Origin of the sequence: Paenibacillus sp. FSL R10-2771, assembly GCF_038000205.1 — a bacterium.
GTDB lineage: Bacteria > Bacillota > Bacilli > Paenibacillales > Paenibacillaceae > Paenibacillus_AQ > Paenibacillus_AQ phytohabitans.
Genome location: NZ_JBBOBM010000001.1, coordinates 110118 through 129606 on the forward strand (window position 1 = coordinate 110118; position 19489 = coordinate 129606).

The following is a 19489-nucleotide window of genomic DNA, read 5'->3' on the forward strand; positions in this document are numbered from 1 at the left end:
CTCTAATCCAGAATAGTATAAGTGCTGTTGGCGGGAAAAAGGAATGGTTCCGGTATTTTAAATCGGTAAAATCACAGGTTTATAGGGCTGCGCTGTATTCATTTGATACCGTTTGCATATTTCGGGACCTTTGCCAGTATTTATAGATTGAAGCATCGTAAAATGCCGGTGGCATCGCCATAAGGGAAGCAGTGCCGGCAGCAATCCAAAGTTAAAAAGGTGGGTGCGATGATGAAGGGTGAACGTCAGCAGGATCAGAATCAAAATAATGAGGAGCGCCCGTTCAAGTATAATGCCGGCGACCGGACTATTGGCATGGAGATGAGCCAGTCTGCATCTGTAGCTTCCGCTGCAGCGGAATTTCTTACCGACGGGGAGCGGCGTAAGAGTAACGGGAACATGAGCCGGACCTATTTCCGCCGTCCCGGTGAACGTCCGGCTTTTCTGGTGCTGCGCGATGGACTGGGCGACCGGTCCCTTCTTCGGGAGGAGCCCGGCATTTACCCTGCTGGTCCCTGTCTGATCCGCAGCGAGGAATGGCTGCTGGAGCCGGAGCTTGCCGCACTCTATTCGAGCTGGATGTCCTGCGGGGATGAGGGGCAGGCCGAGCGTATCCTGCAGCGGATTTATTACCGGCTGCGGGCTGCCGCTGCCACACTTCTGGAGTCGGCGGACGGTGTCTGGGCCGCAGTAGCTCTGCCCTATACGCCGGAGCTTGCCGCTCGCCCGGCAAGACTGGCCGCGCTGCAGGATGCGCAGCTTGAAGCGCTGTTCGCCGCGGTGGCGGAGAGCCAGCGGCTGGGCGGCGACAGCCGCGTGGACCTGCTGGCGCCATACCCCGCCAGCGCAGCCGAATTCGCGGCACAGCGCGAATTCATTGAGGGCGTGGCCGAACAGACCCTCGGCCACGCTTACGCGGCAGCGTGCCGCATCGGGGCGCTTCTGCTCCCCGAGGTGGGGCGCGCTGCCGCGGGGGAAATCGCGCGTATCGCCGATTTCCTGGTGCTGGACGGCGCGGCCGGTGAAGCCGCGCTGGAGGAGAGCGCCGCCGAGGGCTTCGCCACAGCGGCGGCTGAGGTGTTAGCCGCCGTGCGCCGGGTGAAGCCGGCGGCGGCCGTGCTCGCCGCGGGGGCACCGGCGGCGTACGCGCTGGCCGATCTGTATCAGATCGGCCTGAGCGGGATCTTCTGCAGCGCGGCCCAGCGGACCGAAGCGCTGCTCCGGGCGGCCTGCCTGACGTGGATCGCCCGGCAGGACAATATAGATGCTGCCGCCGGAGGATGGCAGTAGCAGCCGGTTAGACCGGTTGTGCCCAATCTATCCATGCTGCTCATCTCACTCAAACTGCTGCTAACGCCATAAGCATCACCACTGTCACGCGCCGATAATCAGGCCTCTGCTGCTCACAGCCGCGAATCCATCTGAATCACTCGTCGTGTTCAATCTGTTACGGCGAGCTATAAGTATCTGCATTATCAAGCGCACCGTGAATCTAGCTATGCCGCCGTCCGACATCACTACCCTTACCGTAGACCCTCAGTGCCTAAGCGCATCTACTATAATAATAACCCGATTCCACCAGCCATCCAGGCTGCGTTGGAATCGGGTTTTATTATGCTCACAGAAAGAAGGGAATAAAAGTCACTAAGGTATAAGGGAATTTCGCTATCCTGAGATTCAAGTCCAAATCGTCATCTGTTTCAGTCCAACAGGTTTGCAAATCGAGTTCTGGCTAAATGAAGCAGATATTAATAGACTTAGCTAAATCAAACCACGTTTGTGGCAGAAATCCGGCAACTGTGACTGTGACTCTAACTGTACCTATGACTGTACCTATGACTGTAACTACGCCTGTAACTATGACTATGACTGTAACTGTAACTGTAACTGTAACTGTAACTGTACCTATGACATAACTGGTGCGGTTAATAGCTGGTTTTATTACGAATGCGTTACGGCGTGCGTTTACTACTAAAATCCTGCACTAAATACAACATTCTCTGCGATAAATCGGCTATAACTATGGATTGTTGTATGAAATACAGCATTTCTCATCACCAAAGCCGCTCAGTGAGAGAATTCTTGTATTTTGTACAACAATCCTCTCAAACGCCCCGGATTAATGAATCAAAGTTGCAATTTATACAACAATTTCTCCTTACCGCGCCAGCAACTGTGTCTGAGCCCGCCCCCGGCCGCGCCAGCAACCGTGTCTGAGCCCGCCCCCGGCCGCGCCAGCAACTGTGTCTGAGCCCGCCCCCGGCCGCGCCAGCAACCGTGTCTGTGCCCGCACCCCCGGCCGCGCCAGCAACTGTGTCTGAGCCCGCCCCCGGCCGCGCCAGCAACCGCGCCCGCGCCCCCGGCCGAATGCTCAAAAGCCATGGATCGGCTCCCTAACATACCCACAGCAATTCCTAACCCAGCTGCACGGTAGCTCCTCCGGATAGCCGGCAAGCCTCGTCCCCGGCGGTGATCCATACATCCACTGCTGACGGATTATAGACCATCTCCCGGGAAGCGGAGAAGCGCAGTCCTTGTACAGCGGACAAGTAGTCGGCAATCTCGATATTGGTGGCATACCAGATCTCTTCATGGCCGCCCATCATGGCGGCGAACTGCTCAAGCTCCTCCCAGTTATCATTGTCGTTGAATTCGTAGCTGTGTCCCCATACATACAGAAGCTGCATATGGGAGAACCGGGGCTGCTCCTCCAGGAACTGCTTGCCCAGCGCCAGCATGTCGCGGTGATGGCAGGTGGGATGCCAAGCCAGCAGGTTGTCCGGCAGGCTGAAGCTGCCATGGGACTTTACCGTACGTGAATATTCGATTCCCAGCGCCGGCAGAACGCTCAGCACCTGATCACTGTAATCGCCGAACGGATAGGACATGCCCCTTACGGGATAGCCCGCTATCGCTTCCAGATGTCTGCGGTCCTTCAGAATCTCTTCGGCGATGCCCTCACGCGGGGTCATGGAGAGAAAGGGATGAGTGCTCGTATGTGCTGAAATCTCATGCCCGTCATAGAGGGAAGCTACTTCCTCTTCCGTGATGTAGCCTTCATTGCCGAAGAATCCTGAATTCAAATGGAAGGAGCCCTTCAGCCCGTGCCGGTTAAGGATCTCCACAAGCCGTCTGTCGTGGATTCTTCCATCATCCCAGCTTAATGTGAGCGCTTTAGTAACGCCGCCCGGAAAAAGATCAAACTTGATTTTCATTACATGTTACCTCCCTGATTTCTCTCTTATAAGACTGAACTGGAAATTTGTAATTTGGGATGGGCTCCCGGCTCCGTGGAGGGTTATGCCTTCCAGGCGCGGCCAGTCTCCGCATTTCCTGAAAGTTAAGAATGTATTTGCTTCGCGCAATACATATTCCTTAGCTTCCCGCTGAAACGGATGCCGTCCTTTAAAAGGTCAGTAGAGCTTCTACTTGATTCACTTCTCCCATTATAAAATTTACAGGTTCAATCTATGTAAGACGCACTTCAGATTTGAACTTGAAGCTTAGTCGTCACAGCGGTGAACCCTTGAACTTCCGGCCGCTACCCGCACCTATAGTTCCAAATTTCACCTCCGCTTCTTTTCGCTTTTCGTTAATTTCTGTAGTGCTTCTTATCTATAGAGATGGTGAACGTGAGCATGTACTCCTCCTAATGATGAATACAGCCCCATTATGAACAATGCCAGAAGTGAAAGCGATTAGCAAGATTCTTGTTAATGGACGGTATTCCGGCGCTTGACTACAATGGGGTGGCGAACAGGGCTAATCAGTCATCAACAGGCTTCAGGCTTCACATGCTCATGGCCCCAGGTTCAGAGCAGGACATTAAGAAGGAGGAGCATTATGGAAGCAGTATCACGTACAGCACTCGAAAGGCAGATTGCCCGTGTGATTGAGCGGATGAAGGATATGAAAGGCTCCATTCAGGAAACGGCACCCATCGGTATTATTTCTATGGACAATTGGGAATGGCCGCAGGGAGTGGGGCTCTTCGCCTTATACAGCTATTACCGGGAAACCGGAGATGAAGAGATTCTGCACTATCTGACCGGATGGTACGACAACAAGCTTGACGGGGGCATTCCCGTAAAAAACGTCAATACCATGTGCCCGATGCTTACCTTAAGCTATCTGGCGGAGGAGACCGGACGCGCAGATTATCTGAAGCTGTGCCGGGAATGGCTGGATTATGTGCTGAATGACATGCCCCGCACAGAGGAAGCGGGCATTCAGCACGAGGTTACGGGCAGCCCGAATACCGGGCAGCTCTGGGACGACACGCTGTATATGACGGTGCTGTTCGTAGCCCGGATGGGGATTGTACTGAAGGAGGAGGAGTGCACACAGGAGAGTATCCGCCAGTTTCTCGTCCATCTCAAGTACCTGACCGATCCTGTCACAGGGCTCTTCTTCCACGGGTGGACCTTCGAGGGGGGCCATCACTTTGCACGGGCCTTGTGGGCACGCGGCAACTCCTGGTATACGGCGGGGCTGGTGGATTATCTGGAGATGGTGGAGCTGCCGCCGGGCGTGAGCAGCTTCCTGCTGTCCTCGCTGGAGCGGCAGGTACGCAAGCTGCTGGAACTGCAGGCGCCGGAAGGTGCGTGGCATACCCTGCTGGACGACAGCAGCTCCTATCTGGAGACCTCGGCAACCGCCGCTTTTGCTTACGGCATGTTGAAAGCGGTGCGGCAGGGACTGCTGGATGAGAGTTGCCGCCAGCCTGCCATGGAAGCTCTACACTATGTACTGGGCCAGATTGATGAAGAAGGGATAGTACAGGGAGTATCGTACGGAACGGGCATGGGAGCTACGCTTCAGGACTACCGGGAGATTCCAATCTGCCCGATGCCCTACGGGCAATCCATGACGCTACTGCTGCTGGTGGAGGCGATGAAGCATGGTTGATTCCGCCATGGTCAAGGGGCTGCCGGGACTGGACCGGATTGCGTTCCATAACGTCGCTGAGCTGGAGCCGGCAGCAGGGAATGGCGTGTATCTGCGCCGTATTCCCCGCAGCGTCAGGGAGCAGCTGAATGAGCGGGGCCGGTTCATCGCCGGGGAAGCGGGCGGCTGTGAGCTTCGTTTCGTCACAGCGGCCCCGAATATCCGGGTAACCCTGTCTTTGCCGGAGACGGATGGCTGTGTGACCGTATTCAAGGGCGGACTGTTCCATTCCAGGCATGAGCTTCAGGCAGGGACCATCCGCACGCTTCAGTTAAGCGAGCCGCCGCGGCTGGCGATGGCCGCCCGCCAGCTGCTGATGGGAACGGGCTTTGCGCCGGAGGTGTGGCGCATATGCTTCGGACGGTATGCCTGCGTGGTCTGCGGCATTGAGACCTTCGGTCATCCGCTCCGCCCGCCGGAGGAAGGAGAGGCTCCCCGGAAGCGCTGGATTGCTTACGGCTCCTCCATTACCAACGGTGAGAACAGCAGCCTGCCATACATCGGCCAAGCGGCAAGAAGGCTGGCTGCCGATGTGCTTAATCTGGGCATGAGCGGCTCCTGCCAGTGCGAACGGGAGATGAGTGATTTTCTTGCGGAGCAGCAGGACTGGTCTTTCATGACGCTGGAGCTGGGCGTGAATATGCGCGATCATATGCCGGAGGACGAATTCCGTGAGCGGACCGGCTATCTGCTGGACCGGCTGGTAAGCAGGCATCCGGAGAAGCCGGTGGCGGTAATTACGATTTATCCCAACTTTGCGAATTTCCCGGCCAGCGGGATTGCGGACAAGGATATCCGGTTTAACGGGATTCTGCGCAGCCACGTACAGCGCCTGTCACACCCCAAGCTGAGCCTGATTGAAGGAAGCCGGGTGCTGGATGACCTTAGCGGGCTGTCCTGTGATCTGATTCATCCCGGGGATGACGGACATATCCGGATGGGGGAGAATTTGGCCCGGGAGCTGTGCGGAATCCTGTAACTCCAGGCTGCATAAGGGTTCAGCGGCGATTAACAGGTAAACTGAATATTGCTCTTACCGTCCGGAGCGGCTATGGTGAGGACATGAAACGGCCATTTCAGATCAACAGCAACATTTTTCAGAAGCAAAAACAGGCAAGCGAAAGGAGGCACCGAGATGAAAGCGAATGGAGCCAGCGAAGCGGTGCTGCGGATGGACACTCCCCGGCAGACGGGCAGCAAACGCAAACACTTCTGGCAGACCCGCCGGTTCAAGAACAATTTACCGCTGTGGGTCATGTTCGTTCCGGTTATCGCGTTCTATATCATTTTCAAATACACGCCCATGCTGGGACTGGTTATTGCCTTCAAGAATTATACCTTCTATGAGGGGGTATGGGGCAGCCAGTGGGTCGGCATGGACAATTTCACCAATCTGTTCACCCAGGCACAATCGGTGCAGATTATCCGCAATACGCTTGTGCTTAGTATATTGTCAGTGCTGGTCAGCTTTCCGTTCCCGATTGCCCTGGCGATTATGCTGAATGAGGTCCGCAACAAGGTTTTCAAAAAATCCGTTCAGACGTTAGTGTATCTGCCGTATTTCTTCTCCTGGGTCATTGTCGGAGGGCTGGTGGTGACGATCTTCGCCCAGACCGGGGTTGCCAATGTGCTGGTGGAGAAGCTGTTTGGCAAGCCGTTTCCGTTCCTCTTCGAGGAGTGGTCCTGGGTATCCATCTTCCTCGGCTCGGGCATCTGGAAGGATGCGGGCTTCAATGCGATTATCTATCTGGCTGCACTGACGTCCATTGACCCCAGCCTCTATGAAGCGGCGAGTATGGACGGAGCAGGCAAATGGAAGCAGATCCGCAACATCACGCTGCCCGGGATCAGCCCGACCATCGTCATCATGCTGATTCTCGCCATGGGACGGGTGATGGAGGTAGGGTTCGACCATGTGTACGTGCTGCAGAACTCGATTGTATCGGGGATCTCCGAGGTTATAAGTACGTACATCTATGCGATTGGACTACAGGGAGGGCAGTTCAGCCTGACCGCTGCACTGGGAATGTTCGATTCCCTCGTTGCGCTGACTCTGGTGCTGATCTCTAACGCCATTGCCCGGCGTTTCAATAAAGGCTTGTGGTAACAGGAGGACACTATGCAAAGTACAAAAGGTGAAAAGGTATTCTACGGCTTCAATTATCTGCTGCTGACGCTCTCAGGCATTCTGTGCCTGCTGCCTCTGCTCCATCTGGCCTCCCTGTCCCTCAGCGGCAAGGATGCCGTACTCTCCGGTTTTGTCACGTTATGGCCGGTGGAGTTCACCATCAGCTCGTATACCATGCTGTTCGAGGGAACGCCGGTGGTGCGTGCCTTTGGCAACAGTCTCCTGATTACCCTGGTCGGTGTGGCGGCCAGCATGCTGTTCACGATCTTTGCCGCCTATCCCTTGTCCCGCCGTGATTTCTACGGAAGACGCACGCTGACGCTGGCGATTGTGTTCACGATGCTGTTTACGGGCGGCCTGATCCCGACCTATCTCGTGGTCAGCAGTCTCGGGCTGGTCGATTCCTACGCGGCACTTTGGCTGCCGGCTCTGGTCAGCACTTATAATATGATGATCATGCGTTCCTTTTTCGAGAACATTCCGGAGGAACTGGTGGAAGCGGCCAGAATTGACGGCTCCGGCGAATGGCGGCTGCTGGCGGGGATTATTCTTCCGCTGTCCCTGCCTGTGCTGGCGACGATCGGACTCTTTTACGGCGTGTATTACTGGAACTCGTTCTTCAACGTAATGATCTACATGAACAGTCCGGAGAAAATCAATCTGACGGTTCTGATCCAGCAGATGGTGAAGAGCCAGGCCGTCCTGCAGGAGCTGAATACCATGAACTCGCAGGAGGTTGTCAATATTACACCGGAGGGCATCAAGGCCGCCGGGATTATGGTTATGGTCATTCCGATGCTGATTGTGTATCCGCTGCTGCAGCGGTATTTTGTCAAAGGTGTAACCATCGGGGCCATCAAAGGCTGATCATTGCTGCTCATATCCGTAAGTACAAGAACATCATTATAGGAGGGTCACATTCATATGTCCAAACCCATTTGGCTTAGAAAAACAACTGCTGCCGGTGCAGCATCCCTGATGCTCGCTATCGCTGTCACAGGCTGCGGCGGCAATAATGCTGCTTCCCAGGGCGGAGAGTCGAACAAGGAAGGAGCCTCCGGGAAACGCGGGTCCATCACCGTCTCTTTATATGACCGCGGCACGGTACCGGCAGAAGAGGGGACGATGAGCGACAACCGCTGGACGAAATGGGTTAATGAGAACGGGCCGGTGAACGTCAAATACGTTACGGTTCCGCGTTTTGAATCCCTGCAGAAGTTCAATGTGCTGTTCGCGTCGAAGTCGGCCCCTGACCTGATCTTTGAATTTGATACCGCTTACCAGGGACAGCTCTACAACCAGAAGCAGCTCCTGCCGCTGGATGACCTGATTGCGGGCAGCAGTACGGAATATAAGGCGATGCTGGAGAAGTATCCGGCGCTGCGCAAGGCAGGCACAATGGCGGACGGCAAGCTGTACACGGTGGGGCGTCCGATCCAGTTCGGCCCACAGCATTACCTGTTTATCCGCAATGACTGGCTGAAGAAGCTGGGCTTAGAGGTTCCCACTACCCCTGAGGAGCTGCTGAAGGTGGCAAAAGCGTTCACTGAGCAGGACCCGGACGGCAACGGCAAAGCGGATACGCAGGGGACCGGGCTCAGCTTCGTAGCCGGAATTATTCTGAACAACATGTTCGGCACCGGGTTTACGCTGTTCGGCGAAGACCAATATCCTTGGGTACTGGAGAATGACAAGGTTGTGCATGACTGGGACCGGATCAAGGCGGCTATCTCCTTCCAGAAGGAGCTGTATGCGGCGGGTGTGGTGGATAAGGACTTCGTTACGGATAAAAACGGGGAGAAGCAGAAGCAGGACTGGATCTCCGGCAAGCTGGGGATTTACGGCGGCAACGGTGCCGATGTCAGCACCTATGAGACGCTCAAGAAGAACTTCCCGGAAGCTGAGGTGATTCCGATTGCCTTGCCGACGACGGAATTCGGCCAGTTCAGCCCGACGCTGACCTCTCCGATCCAGATGACCGGCATGGTGAATGCAGCGGCCAAAGACCCTGAATCCGTGATGAAGATGATTGATTTCATGGTTACAGAGAAATACACCACCACGATTCAGAACGGTATTGAGGGCGTGCATTACAACAAGACAGCCGATGGCCGCGCTGAGGTGATCGATCCGGAGAAGAACAAGAAGGAGCTGGAGTACAACCGCGATATGGGGATGCTCACTCCGCTGATCGGCAAGAATTACGGGCTGAAGAACAAGGTGAACCCTACACCGGCTGAGCAGGATTTCATCGCAATCTATGAAATGGCCGAGAAGCTGTACATGAACCCGGACCGCCCGATTGTCGGCATTACGCAAAAGGCCTTCCTGCCGCTGCTGCCGCAGGATCTGACCCAGATCAACACCAATGCGAATAAAACGATCCTCGACCGGGCCATGCAGGCTATCGTCAGCTCCGATCCGGCTTCGGTGGACCAGTTCATTGAGGAAGCCAAGGGGGTCTGGAACAAGGCAGGCGGACCCAAGGTCGATGAGTTCTATGCAACCTGGTATCAGGACAATAAAGCAGATGCCATTATGCTGAAGGATATTTATGAGATGGGCGAGCAATTGAGCGCGGCCGAATAAAGGTGAAACTTAACACAGGGGGTGGCGGAGTTGAACAATCAGGTTAGACAGATTCTGGAGCAGAGCTTTGCGGCTGCCTCGGAGGATATTGTGGTCGAGGAAGGACTGGTGCGCTACAATTGGCCCGGTCATACCCGGCAGGTATCTAAGCTGCCGTACTGCCACGAAGCCCGGTTCTCGGCAGGGTATTATGCTTACGGCACATTGCTGGGCCGGATAGATGAAGCGGCAGGGCTGGAGATGCTTGAAGCGATTGCGGGGCTGCAGTTTACAGACCAGGAGCATCCGGATTATGGAGGGTTCCTCTGGTACCGGGAGGAGAGCGTGATTCAGGATTCGAATGCGGCGTTTTTTATCCTCATGCCGCTTGTCGTTGTACGCCTCTGTGATCCCGGTGTTTTGCCGGCCAGTCACCTGGAGGTGATCCGGCGGATGTTCAGCCATGCGGCGGCCTGGTTCACCCGGGAATGCCGGACACCGGAGCTGTTCTACCCGAACAAGACGATGAGCGACGGCGCCATGCTGCTGGCCATCGCCCACTTCCTGGGTGAGCCAGAGTATCTGGAGACCGCAACCGCTTACTTCCGCAGATGGGAAGAATATACGGTCCGCCGGGGCTGGGGCTGGGGGGAGAACATCAGCCTGGTCTATCAAGGGGTGATGATGAACGCGCTGAGGATTGCCGGTTCTGTACTTCAGCAGCATGACCGGGAGCTGGCCGGGCGGCTGGCAGAACGGATGGAGACACTGAAGAACATTCTTGTCTTCCATGACGGGGAGGAACTGGTTCCGTCTATCCGCAGCTATAACTTCCGGGGAGAGACGAAGCGGGCAAGCCTGCTGTGGCCGATTGCGGGGGTGACAGGGCTGGGCCGTCTGGCAGAGCAGAACTTCTCGCTTAATGATGCGGCGACACTGCTCCTGTTTGAAGCTGATTTTCTTCAAGGGGATGGCTCTCCGTCTGCGCTGCCGGTCCCCCGGATTCTTGAGGAGCGGATCTTCGATGCCTCCCGTTCCTATACCTGGATCGGACGGCATACCCGCCTGGGCAGCATCAACCGTTTCCCGGTCATGCCCGGAAGCTACCAGCATCCCGCCTGGGGGCTGGGCTGGCAGAGCTTCCCGGTCAGCTTCAGCGTAAGGGATAAGCAGGTGTCCTATCTCCGCTGGTACGTGAATGATTCCGCAGCCGTGCGGACACATCCGGCGGAGGAGTACCGCACGGCCTATCTGATGCCCGCGCTGTTTGCGGAAGCGCTATACCCGGAGGTGGAGACACGTTCGGCCCAGCAGGGGAATGCCCTGCTGGTGGTCCGCAGCATGACCCGGCTGCATAACCGGGCAGCGGAGCTTGCGGATGAATGGGTCATCCACCGCTATGACGGAGAGATAGCGCGTGTAATGAATACAGCCGGGGACCGGGAATGGCTGGTGCTGCATTATCCGGGCTGTGCGGTGGCGGTCACAGCGCTGAGGGGTATTGGTGCCGGGGCGGAGGCGCGCGCCGCACTGCCCGTCACGGTGGTGCGGGAGGAAGGGAGGATCAGGCTCCGCCAGGTCCTCTACTCCGGGGACAGCACCGTTCTGGCGCAGCCCCGCCTGGAAGCGGGCTGGGCGGTGATATGTCTGGACGAAGCTGCCGAAGCGGGCGATGTCCGCAGACTGCTGGATACGGTGCGGATCAATGACTACGAGACGGATGACCGTGAGGTGCCGCGGGAGCCTTGGGCCCGGGCGCGGGAGATTGTGCTGGCGGCGGGCAATCTGCCGGCGGTACAGCTCACTGTTGATCCTTACGCACCGTGACAACGCAGTTCAAGCCGATTAATGTAATGACTGACGTATGCTTACTCTTAATTGCACTTTGTACAACTAAATCGTCTGATGAACCACCGAATATCTGTTTAGTTGTATTTCATACAATTAAACTGCCATTTGCACCTTGGCTTCACCCATTCGGGCAGATTTAGTTGTACAGACTACAGCTATAAGAGGCAAGCCTTCCTTTTGACTGTTTTTAATTGCACATTATACAACTATCATTGATATCACTGAATGTTCACTTCAAACTAAACTTCATAAATTGCTGCATGGTTGAATGAATTCACTTCTGTAGCTCTAATGTTGTACTAGAACCGCTATACTTGCTTCCATACGGAAAGGTGGCTATTATGAGAAAAACAAGCCGGAAACCGTTTTTTGTATGCGTTATCATTATGTCTCTGCTGATGGGCCTGCTCCCGGCAGACCTTGGTTCTGTGGCCCGGGCGGATAGTAATTATAAGCTGGAGGAGACCTTTGAATCGTATAGTCCCGGTGCGAAGCCGGCCGGATGGACGATCAAGACGCCGCCGCAGGGTGTGAGTGTTGCTGTGCAGTCCTGGGAAGGTTATGCCGGCAGGCTGCTGGAGCTTCATCAGGCGGCCAAAACGGCAAGCAGCTACAGTATAAGCAGATCGGTTACGGATGTTACGTACAGAAGCATGTTAAGCTATTCGTTCCGGGCAGAGCAGACGGGAGCGGTGATCTACCTGCCTACCCCGCAGAGCGGTGCTGTTCCGCTGGTGAAGTTCGCCATTAACAATGGCGCGATCAGCTATATGAAAAAAGGCGCCGGCTCCTGGACCTCCGTGCTGCCGATATCGGCAGGCGTATGGTACGAGGTACGCCTGGCCCTAGACAGCGGCAGCCATACCTTCGATCTGTCCGTTGACGGCAGCCGGCTGCTGACGAAGGAGCCGATGGCAGAGGGCGCAGCGTTAACCTCCTTCTATATGGGGTTCTACAAAGACAGCATAGGCAAGATAGGCTTTGACAATTTTATTGTAAGCGGATACAAGCAGGCGGAAAGTGCAGCCTTCTCTCAAGAGAATTACGAGCTGCGGAGAGGTGCCAAGCTGCCCTTGCCGCTCCAGTTCACACCTGCGGATGCTACGGATCAGACGGCTGTCTGGTCTACCGGCAATGCAGAGGTGGCAACGGTGGATGGCAATGGTCTTGTGACAGGCATCCGCCAGGGAGTCACTACGGTGACGGCACAGCCCAATGAGGGGCTTCCGGTGGTAACGGCTACGGTAGCCGTGTATGAAGATCCGATCACGGAAATCGTGCTGGCTCCGCTGGAGCAGGCGCTTCCCGAAGGCTCCCGTGTGCTGTTACATGCCTCGGTAACTCCACTGGACAATACGGATACTGGTATCCAGTGGGGAACGGAGGACGGGAGCATTGCCGTGATTGACCGCTACGGAGAGCTGGCGGGTGTAAGCGCCGGAACAACTACCGTGTTCGTCACGGATGAGACCGGCAGCGTGCGCGCCGAGACAGCCGTTACTGTGACTGGCCGGACAACCGGACAGGAGCTGTATGTTGCTCCGGGTGGAGACGACAGCAATGAAGGGACAGAAGCATCGCCCTTCCGGACAATTGCCCGGGCCCAGGCTGAGGTCCGCCAGCTGAACGCGGATATGGACTCTGACATCATCGTCAATCTGCGGCAAGGGACCTATACCCTGACAGAGCCGCTGGAATTCACACCGGAGGATTCAGGGACGAACGGGTATTTTGTCACTTACCGCAGCTATCCCGGAGAGCCGGCGGCCCTCAGCGGCGGACGGCCTATTACGGGCTGGACAATGTTTGACAGCGCCAAGGGCATCTACCGGGCGAATGCCGGAACCGGCCTTATGACACGCCAGCTGTTCGTGGATGGCATCCGTGCGGTCCGGGCACGGAGTGCAGCGGGACTGGTGAATCCGGTGAAGACTGCAACCGGCTATACCTCCGATAATACAGAGCTGGCCGGATGGGGCAATACTGCCGATATGGAAATGGTATTCAATGAGCTGTGGACGAATTCCCGGATCAAGGTGGAGTCTATAACTTCATCCGGCGGCAAAGCGCAGATCGGCCTCCAGGAGCCGGGCCGGAGCGCAGTCTTCAACCGGGGATTAACTTCGGCAACGGTACCCGTGTACTACGAGAATGCGTTTGAGCTGCTGGATGAGCCTGGAGAATGGTACTATAACCGGGTAGAAGGCATGCTGTACTACAAACCCCGCGCCTGGGAGGAGCTGTCAACGGCTGACGTTGTAGTTCCGGTGCTGGAGCAGCTTGCTACCGTTTACGGGATATCGGCTGATGAACCGGTGCGCAATCTGAATTTTGAAGGCCTGAAGTTTATGTATACCACCTGGAACCGCCCCAGTACGGCAGCGGGACATTCCGATTCGCAGAATAACCATCTGCGTTATCCGTCCATCCCTGATGAGCTGACCGATGCGGCGGTGATGCTGGAGCTGGCCAATACCGTGAATTTCCGCAACAATGAATTTACCAAGCTCGGCATTACGGCGGTACGGATGCAGAACGGCGTTCAGAACAGCTTAATTGAAGGCAACCGCTTCTATGATATCTCAGGCAGCGCGCTGAACGTGGGCCAGCCGGATTCCTCGGACCGCATGATCTACCACCCGGCTGACCACAGGCTGCTGATGAAAAATAATGATGTGCTGAACAATGTGATTCATGATATCGGCATTGACTACAAATCGGCATGCGCCGTATCTGCGGGGTATCCGGTAGATATGGACATCAGCCATAATGAAATGTACAATCTGCCCTACAGCGGAACACATATCGGCTATGGCTGGGATAAGCTGTTCGATGCCGCTACCCGGAACGTGAAGATTCAGAATAATCTGATCTATGATCTCATGGGAATGGGCTTGCGTGATGGAGGAGCCATCTACAGTCTTGGACCTACCGGGGCCACAGCGGCTGAGAAAAATCTGGTCACCGGCAATTACATCCGCAACCAGATGGACGGGAACTCTGCCTTATACACGGATGAAGGCTCTGCCTACTGGAGATTTGAGCATAATGTGATCGACCTGAAGGATACGCCGCTGTGGCATTCACCGCTCCGCTGGGCGATGGCCTATGTGCCGACGATCCATGACGTGGATTTCGTGAACAACTATACAACAACGGACGGCTATACCAACAACGGGCGTAATGTTCTGTTTGCGGACAATACAGTCCAGCCGGATGCAGAGTGGCCTCAGGCGGCAATGCCAATCATTGACCAGGCCGGGCTGGAGCCGGAATATGCCTGGGCAGCAGAAGGGCAGGTCAGCCGCTGGAAGCTGGATCCGCTGAAGCTGGCTATTGGAGGGGGCGAACTTGCACCCATTCAAGCGCTGGACGGCAAAGACAGGCCGCTGGGCACGGAAACCAGCAGCTTCTATTACAGCATTCTTGATCCCTCCGTGGCCTCAGTTAATACCACGGGTGAGGTGACGGGACTCAGCCAGGGGCAGACGAAGCTTATCGTAAGCATCCTTAACGGCTCCATCCTGCGGACAATCACCACGGATGTATTCGTGGGAGACACCTTAGCCGTTGTCCGCCTGGAGGGGCATGACGGTAATGTGGCATATGTTCATGAAGGTGCGGACATGCAGCTGCAGCCTTACGGCGAGACGCTGTTCGGCAACCGCGAGGAGCTGGAGGAGGTCAGTTATACGAGCAGTGATCCTTCCATCGTCAGTGTCAGCGGGAACGGCCTGTTAACGGCGTATCAGACCGGACCGGTAACCCTGACGCTGTCAGCCGGTTATCTTGGCACCGTGACGCAGGGGCAGTATGAGGTTAAGGTATGGAATGAAGCCAGCAAATACGATCATACCCTGCAGACAGAGGTACAGGACCCGGATGGCTGGTATGTCTCTGCCACTGCCAACGGGCTGAAGGAGACCGGAGCAGACCAATTGACCCTTCGCGCTCCCGGGGGGCATGTCATTTACCAGAACCGCAAATACCAGAATGAGCTGCTGGATTTCACTATGAAGATCAATGACAGCGCGGTCTCGTCCAATTGGTATGCCCTGATGCTGAATAATCAGAGCAAGGAACTGAGCTATAGTACCGGTAGTATGTACCTGGTGGTTATAGGGACATCGGGTATTGAGCTGCACCGCTTCAACGAAGGGGTGCGGACTGTGATCTATGGCAAGATTGACGGCCTGACCAGTCTGGGCGGGCCGGCCATTCCGAATACAGCCATAACCTTCGGGGAGCAGAGCCGCGTTCAGCTTGGCGCTTTTCAAGAGTCCGGGGGGGTGCGCCTGATCCTGAAGGTTGACGGGGTGCAGATCTTTAACTATCTGGACACCGCCGCAGGAGCGATTGGAGAAGCGGGATACTTCGGGCTGATCTCCCGCAATGCAAGCACAGAACTGGGGTACTGAACAGACTACACTTATGAACCCGGCCTCGTAGTCAATATCACTTAAGCGATAGCCAACATCTGGACTTACAGGGGATGACACCGATGCATAAGAAATGGCTGTACCGACTGATTCTTTCCTATCTGCCGATCCTGTTTGCTGTGGTATTTTGCCTGATTATCCTCTTTTTCCTGACCTTGAATGAAGCGATGGAGAGACAGACGGCCAAGGCAAACGGTGTATACGCAGAGAATGTGCTGCAGATCGTGGATACCACCCTCCGCAACCTGGAGACTACAACGATCAAAAGCCTGCTGCTGGATGATCAGGTGAGCAGTTATTTTGACCGCCCGGGGCAGCTTGACCCTTATCATGATTACGGGGTAACGGAGGTGCTGCTGGATTTCATGTCGCCGCTACCGATGATCGATTCGGTCTATTTGTACCGTGCGGCCGACGGCAAAGTGCTGATGCAGCATTTCTCGTCCAGTCTGCCGGATTTCGGGGACCGCAGCTTTATTGAGACAGCGATGAAGAATACGGGCGGCCCTGTCTGGAGCGGAATCCGTGACCTGCAGCTTTTCTCCGGCGAGGATCAGCCGAAATCAGTCATTTCGCTGGTGGAGCAGGTCCCTTATTTCTCCGGTGAGCAGGGACTGATTGTCATTAACGTGCGGAAGCAGTCTCTGCAGGCGCTGATTCAGGATATGAACATGGCGAATACGGAGATCTGCCTGAAGGACGCCGGAGGGCGCGCCTTTGCAGGGGCGGATACCTGCCCAGAGACGCAGGCTCAGGAGCAGGCGGTAAGCCGCATGTCTTCCTATACCGGCTGGACAATTAAGGTTGGAATGGCGCGCGCAGAGGCCTTCTCGCTGCTGTCAGCCTTCTCTAATGTCTGGGCGATTCTGGGCTTTGCGGCGGTCTTCGGCGGGATTGCGGCCATGACGTATATCAGCCACCGGAATTACCGTCCGATTGAACAGGTGATGAGCCGGATTTACACGTTCGGAGCGGACCGCTCCTCCGGCTGGAAGCCGCAGAGCAAGGGGGATGATGAATTTTCCTTCATCGGCCATGCACTGGAGAGTCTGATTGAGCAGACGAACAGCTATGAGAAGCAGCAGGCCGAAGGAATCCTGCACAGGCGGAATCAGTTGTTCAAAGAGCTGCTGGAGAACAGCGGCCAGGTGTCGGCAGAAATATGGAGCCGGGAATCGGAGCGGATTGGAATGAAAGGTGAATTTGCCGGCGCGGTTGTGGGAATTGCCGAGATTGATTTCTATGAGGCCTTTGCTGCAGACTACTCTGCCCGTGATCAGGCGTTGTTCAAATTCACCCTCCGCAGTGTGATTCAGGAGATCGCCGAGAAAGAAGGGGAACCGCTCTGGACAGAGTGGATTGGACCGGGGCGTCTCGGGCTGCTCTTCCGCCGTTCCGCCGCCGGAGCAACGGCTGATGGTGCCGAGAAGCCGCTGATGATTGCCGAGAGTGCCCGCTCCTGGGTGAAGCAGCATCTCAAATTCACGGCAACCTTTGGCATCAGCGGGCCGGCGGCCGGTCTCAGCGGCTTATCGGATGCTTACCGTAAGGCTGCAGGTGCGCTGGAGCGTAAACTCACCAGTGGCCCCGACCGCGTCTATGCTGCACCGGCGGAAGGCAGTTCCCCGCCCCAGGCGGAAGGAATGGATGTGCTGGTGCAGGCCATCGGTGCCGTTCCCCAGCTGTACCGGCTGGGGAACGATGAGTGGAGGCCGCTGATGGAACGGATCTTCGGGCTGCTGGCAGGCGGCAATTACTCCAAGGAGGACATTGTCCGCCTGCTGCAGCTGCTGGAGGCTGGCCTCTCCAGGGAGATGCAGGAGCTACCGCCGGAGATGAAGGGGATATGGAATAACGGGCGGCTGCGCGGAATTCCGCAATCCCCGGAATCCTTCGAATGGATAGAGGAGCTGCGCGGGGAGCTGCTGGCTTCTCTGGAGGAGATGGAGGAGGCGCTCCGCGGCCTGCGGATGAACCGGGAGCAGTATACGCTGGCCAACAAGGTGCGTGAGTATATTGCCCTGCATTACGCCGATCCCGATTTCTCCCTGACCCATGCCGCCGACAGCTTCGCGATGAATACCAAAGCGCTGAGCCGGATCTTCAAGGAAGAAATCGGCGAGAATTTCGTCGATTATCTGGCCCGGCTGCGGATGGACGAGGCCAAACGCCTGCTGACAGAGACCTCCGAGCCAGTCCAGAATATCGCCGAGCGGGTGGGGTATTTGTATCCGATGTCCTTCATCCGCGTCTTCAAGAAGCTGGAGGGCGTAACCCCGGGAGAATACCGCAAGGAGCGGAGCGGCCCTCCGCATGGCGAGCGGCAGGGTTAGGCCCGGCCTTGGCCCGGGCGGCTCTTGCCGGGAGATCAAGGGCGGACCAGATACATTTACCACAGGCCCAAGGGCGGGCATATAGCTTGAAAAGGCGGCAGGGGGAGTTTCCCCTTGCCGCCTTTCTTTGTACTTGTTCCCATGGAAGGGAAGTGGAGTGAAGGTTCTATTGCACTTTGTAACGAAATGCAATAGAATATCATTTTTCCGCGATTCCAAAGGAGTTTTATTGCACAAAGTACAATCAGCCAAACCCGCAACATTATCCCGGTTGCCGATATTGAGAAAACTGCAGTTTTCCGCTTGTCAGCCGCTACATTCCGGCCTTATGCATCCGGTACTCGGAGGGCGTGCACAGGAACACTTTTTTGAATTGTCTGGAATAATAATTATGATCCCGGAACCCGCTGTCCATGGCCACCTGTGAGATGGTGAATCCGGCATTGCGCAGCAGCGTACAGGAATACTCCAGCCGTTTGCGGATGACATAATCCATGGGCGTCGTATGATAATTCCGGGTGAATACGCGGAGGAACTGGCGCTTCGACATATAAGCCAGATCTGCCAGAGACTGAAGTGAAATAGGCTGCAGGAAATGCTCCTCAATATAGGTAACCGCCTCACCGATCTGCAGCGCCCTGTTCTCCGTTCCGCCGCCATTCTGCCGGTAATATCGTGATAGTGTGCCGACAAGCGCGGTGAAATACGTACGGATCATCAGCCGGTAGCCGTCAGACTGCCGGTCATACTCCTCCAGAATCCGGTCCAGCAGAACAGTAGCCTCTTCCAGCTGCGCGGGCTGCAAGGAGAGCATGCCTTTGAAATACATCTCTTTGCGGAAGAACGGCTCCAGATAGAACAGCGCCTGAAACCCCGGCAGGAGCTTCAGCTCAGGCAGCTGCAGCAGCTGATCGGGATGGAACATCACATTAATGTACTCAATATTCTGCACATTTTTGTACCCATGCGAAATATCGCTGTGGATAAAAAACACCTGACCCGCCGATACGGGGTACTCCCTCCCTTCAATGATATGAATCGCGCTTCCCTCCAGAATGACCACCAGCTCCGAGAAATCATGGCAGTGAACATAATAATCCTGAGTCAGCGGGCATTTCTGAATGCGGAAAGTAAAGCCAGGCTCGAGTCCTAAATCCCGTGCATAGAGTTTATTTGTCATGTCGTTATTATGCTAAAGAAGGGCATGATCGTCAAGGAACCGT

General features: G+C 55.8%; 11 protein-coding genes. 9 read left to right on the forward strand and 2 right to left on the reverse strand.

Translation table 11 applies throughout. The features are described from left to right. The first annotated feature begins 228 nt into the window (after positions 1-228). The gene (locus NSU14_RS00585) at positions 229-1290 is read left to right on the forward strand and encodes a hypothetical protein (protein ID WP_340942087.1); all 1062 of its coding nucleotides are present in this window, start codon (positions 229-231) and stop codon (positions 1288-1290) included. 1124 nt (positions 1291-2414) lie between these two features. Here the strand turns inward: NSU14_RS00585 and NSU14_RS00590 are convergent. Continuing rightward, on the reverse strand, positions 2415-3215 hold the full coding sequence (locus tag NSU14_RS00590; protein WP_340942090.1) for a polysaccharide deacetylase family protein: 801 nt from the start codon (positions 3213-3215) through the stop codon (positions 2415-2417). Between the two features lie 628 nt (positions 3216-3843). Between NSU14_RS00590 and bglB the strand changes: the two genes are divergently transcribed. From bglB to NSU14_RS00630, 8 genes are all read left to right on the forward strand, one after another. Continuing rightward, positions 3844-4908: a beta-galactosidase BglB gene (gene bglB / locus NSU14_RS00595; RefSeq protein WP_340942092.1), complete on the forward strand. Its 1065-nt coding sequence runs from the start codon at positions 3844-3846 to the stop codon at positions 4906-4908. Then, positions 4901-5926, forward strand: a complete 1026-nt coding sequence (locus NSU14_RS00600) for an SGNH/GDSL hydrolase family protein (protein ID WP_083705677.1) — start codon at positions 4901-4903, stop codon at positions 5924-5926. Before bglB ends, NSU14_RS00600 begins: the two co-directional genes overlap by 8 nt. 192 nt (positions 5927-6118) lie before the next feature. Then, on the forward strand, positions 6119-7054 hold the full coding sequence (locus NSU14_RS00605; protein WP_340948871.1) for an ABC transporter permease: 936 nt from the start codon (positions 6119-6121) through the stop codon (positions 7052-7054). A gap of 12 nt (positions 7055-7066) precedes the next feature. Next, the gene (locus NSU14_RS00610) at positions 7067-7942 is read left to right on the forward strand and encodes a carbohydrate ABC transporter permease (RefSeq protein ID WP_340942097.1); all 876 of its coding nucleotides are present in this window, start codon (positions 7067-7069) and stop codon (positions 7940-7942) included. Between the two features lie 57 nt (positions 7943-7999). Further along, the gene (locus NSU14_RS00615) at positions 8000-9664 is read left to right on the forward strand and encodes an extracellular solute-binding protein (RefSeq protein ID WP_076247033.1); all 1665 of its coding nucleotides are present in this window, start codon (positions 8000-8002) and stop codon (positions 9662-9664) included. Positions 9665-9694: 30 nt separating this feature from the next. Then, the gene (locus NSU14_RS00620) at positions 9695-11470 is read left to right on the forward strand and encodes a hypothetical protein (RefSeq protein WP_340942100.1); all 1776 of its coding nucleotides are present in this window, start codon (positions 9695-9697) and stop codon (positions 11468-11470) included. A gap of 365 nt (positions 11471-11835) precedes the next feature. After that, a complete protein-coding gene (locus tag NSU14_RS00625) occupies positions 11836-15912 on the forward strand; it encodes an Ig-like domain-containing protein (protein ID WP_340942102.1) in 4077 nt (1358 codons plus the stop codon). A gap of 83 nt (positions 15913-15995) precedes the next feature. Next, positions 15996-18266, forward strand: coding sequence for a helix-turn-helix domain-containing protein (locus NSU14_RS00630; RefSeq protein WP_340942104.1), 2271 nt, complete (start codon positions 15996-15998; stop codon positions 18264-18266). 313 nt (positions 18267-18579) lie between these two features. Here NSU14_RS00630 and NSU14_RS00635 read toward each other — a convergent pair whose 3' ends face one another. Beyond that, positions 18580-19446, reverse strand: coding sequence for a helix-turn-helix domain-containing protein (locus NSU14_RS00635; RefSeq protein ID WP_042140038.1), 867 nt, complete (start codon positions 19444-19446; stop codon positions 18580-18582). Positions 19447-19489: the final 43 nt, after the last annotated feature.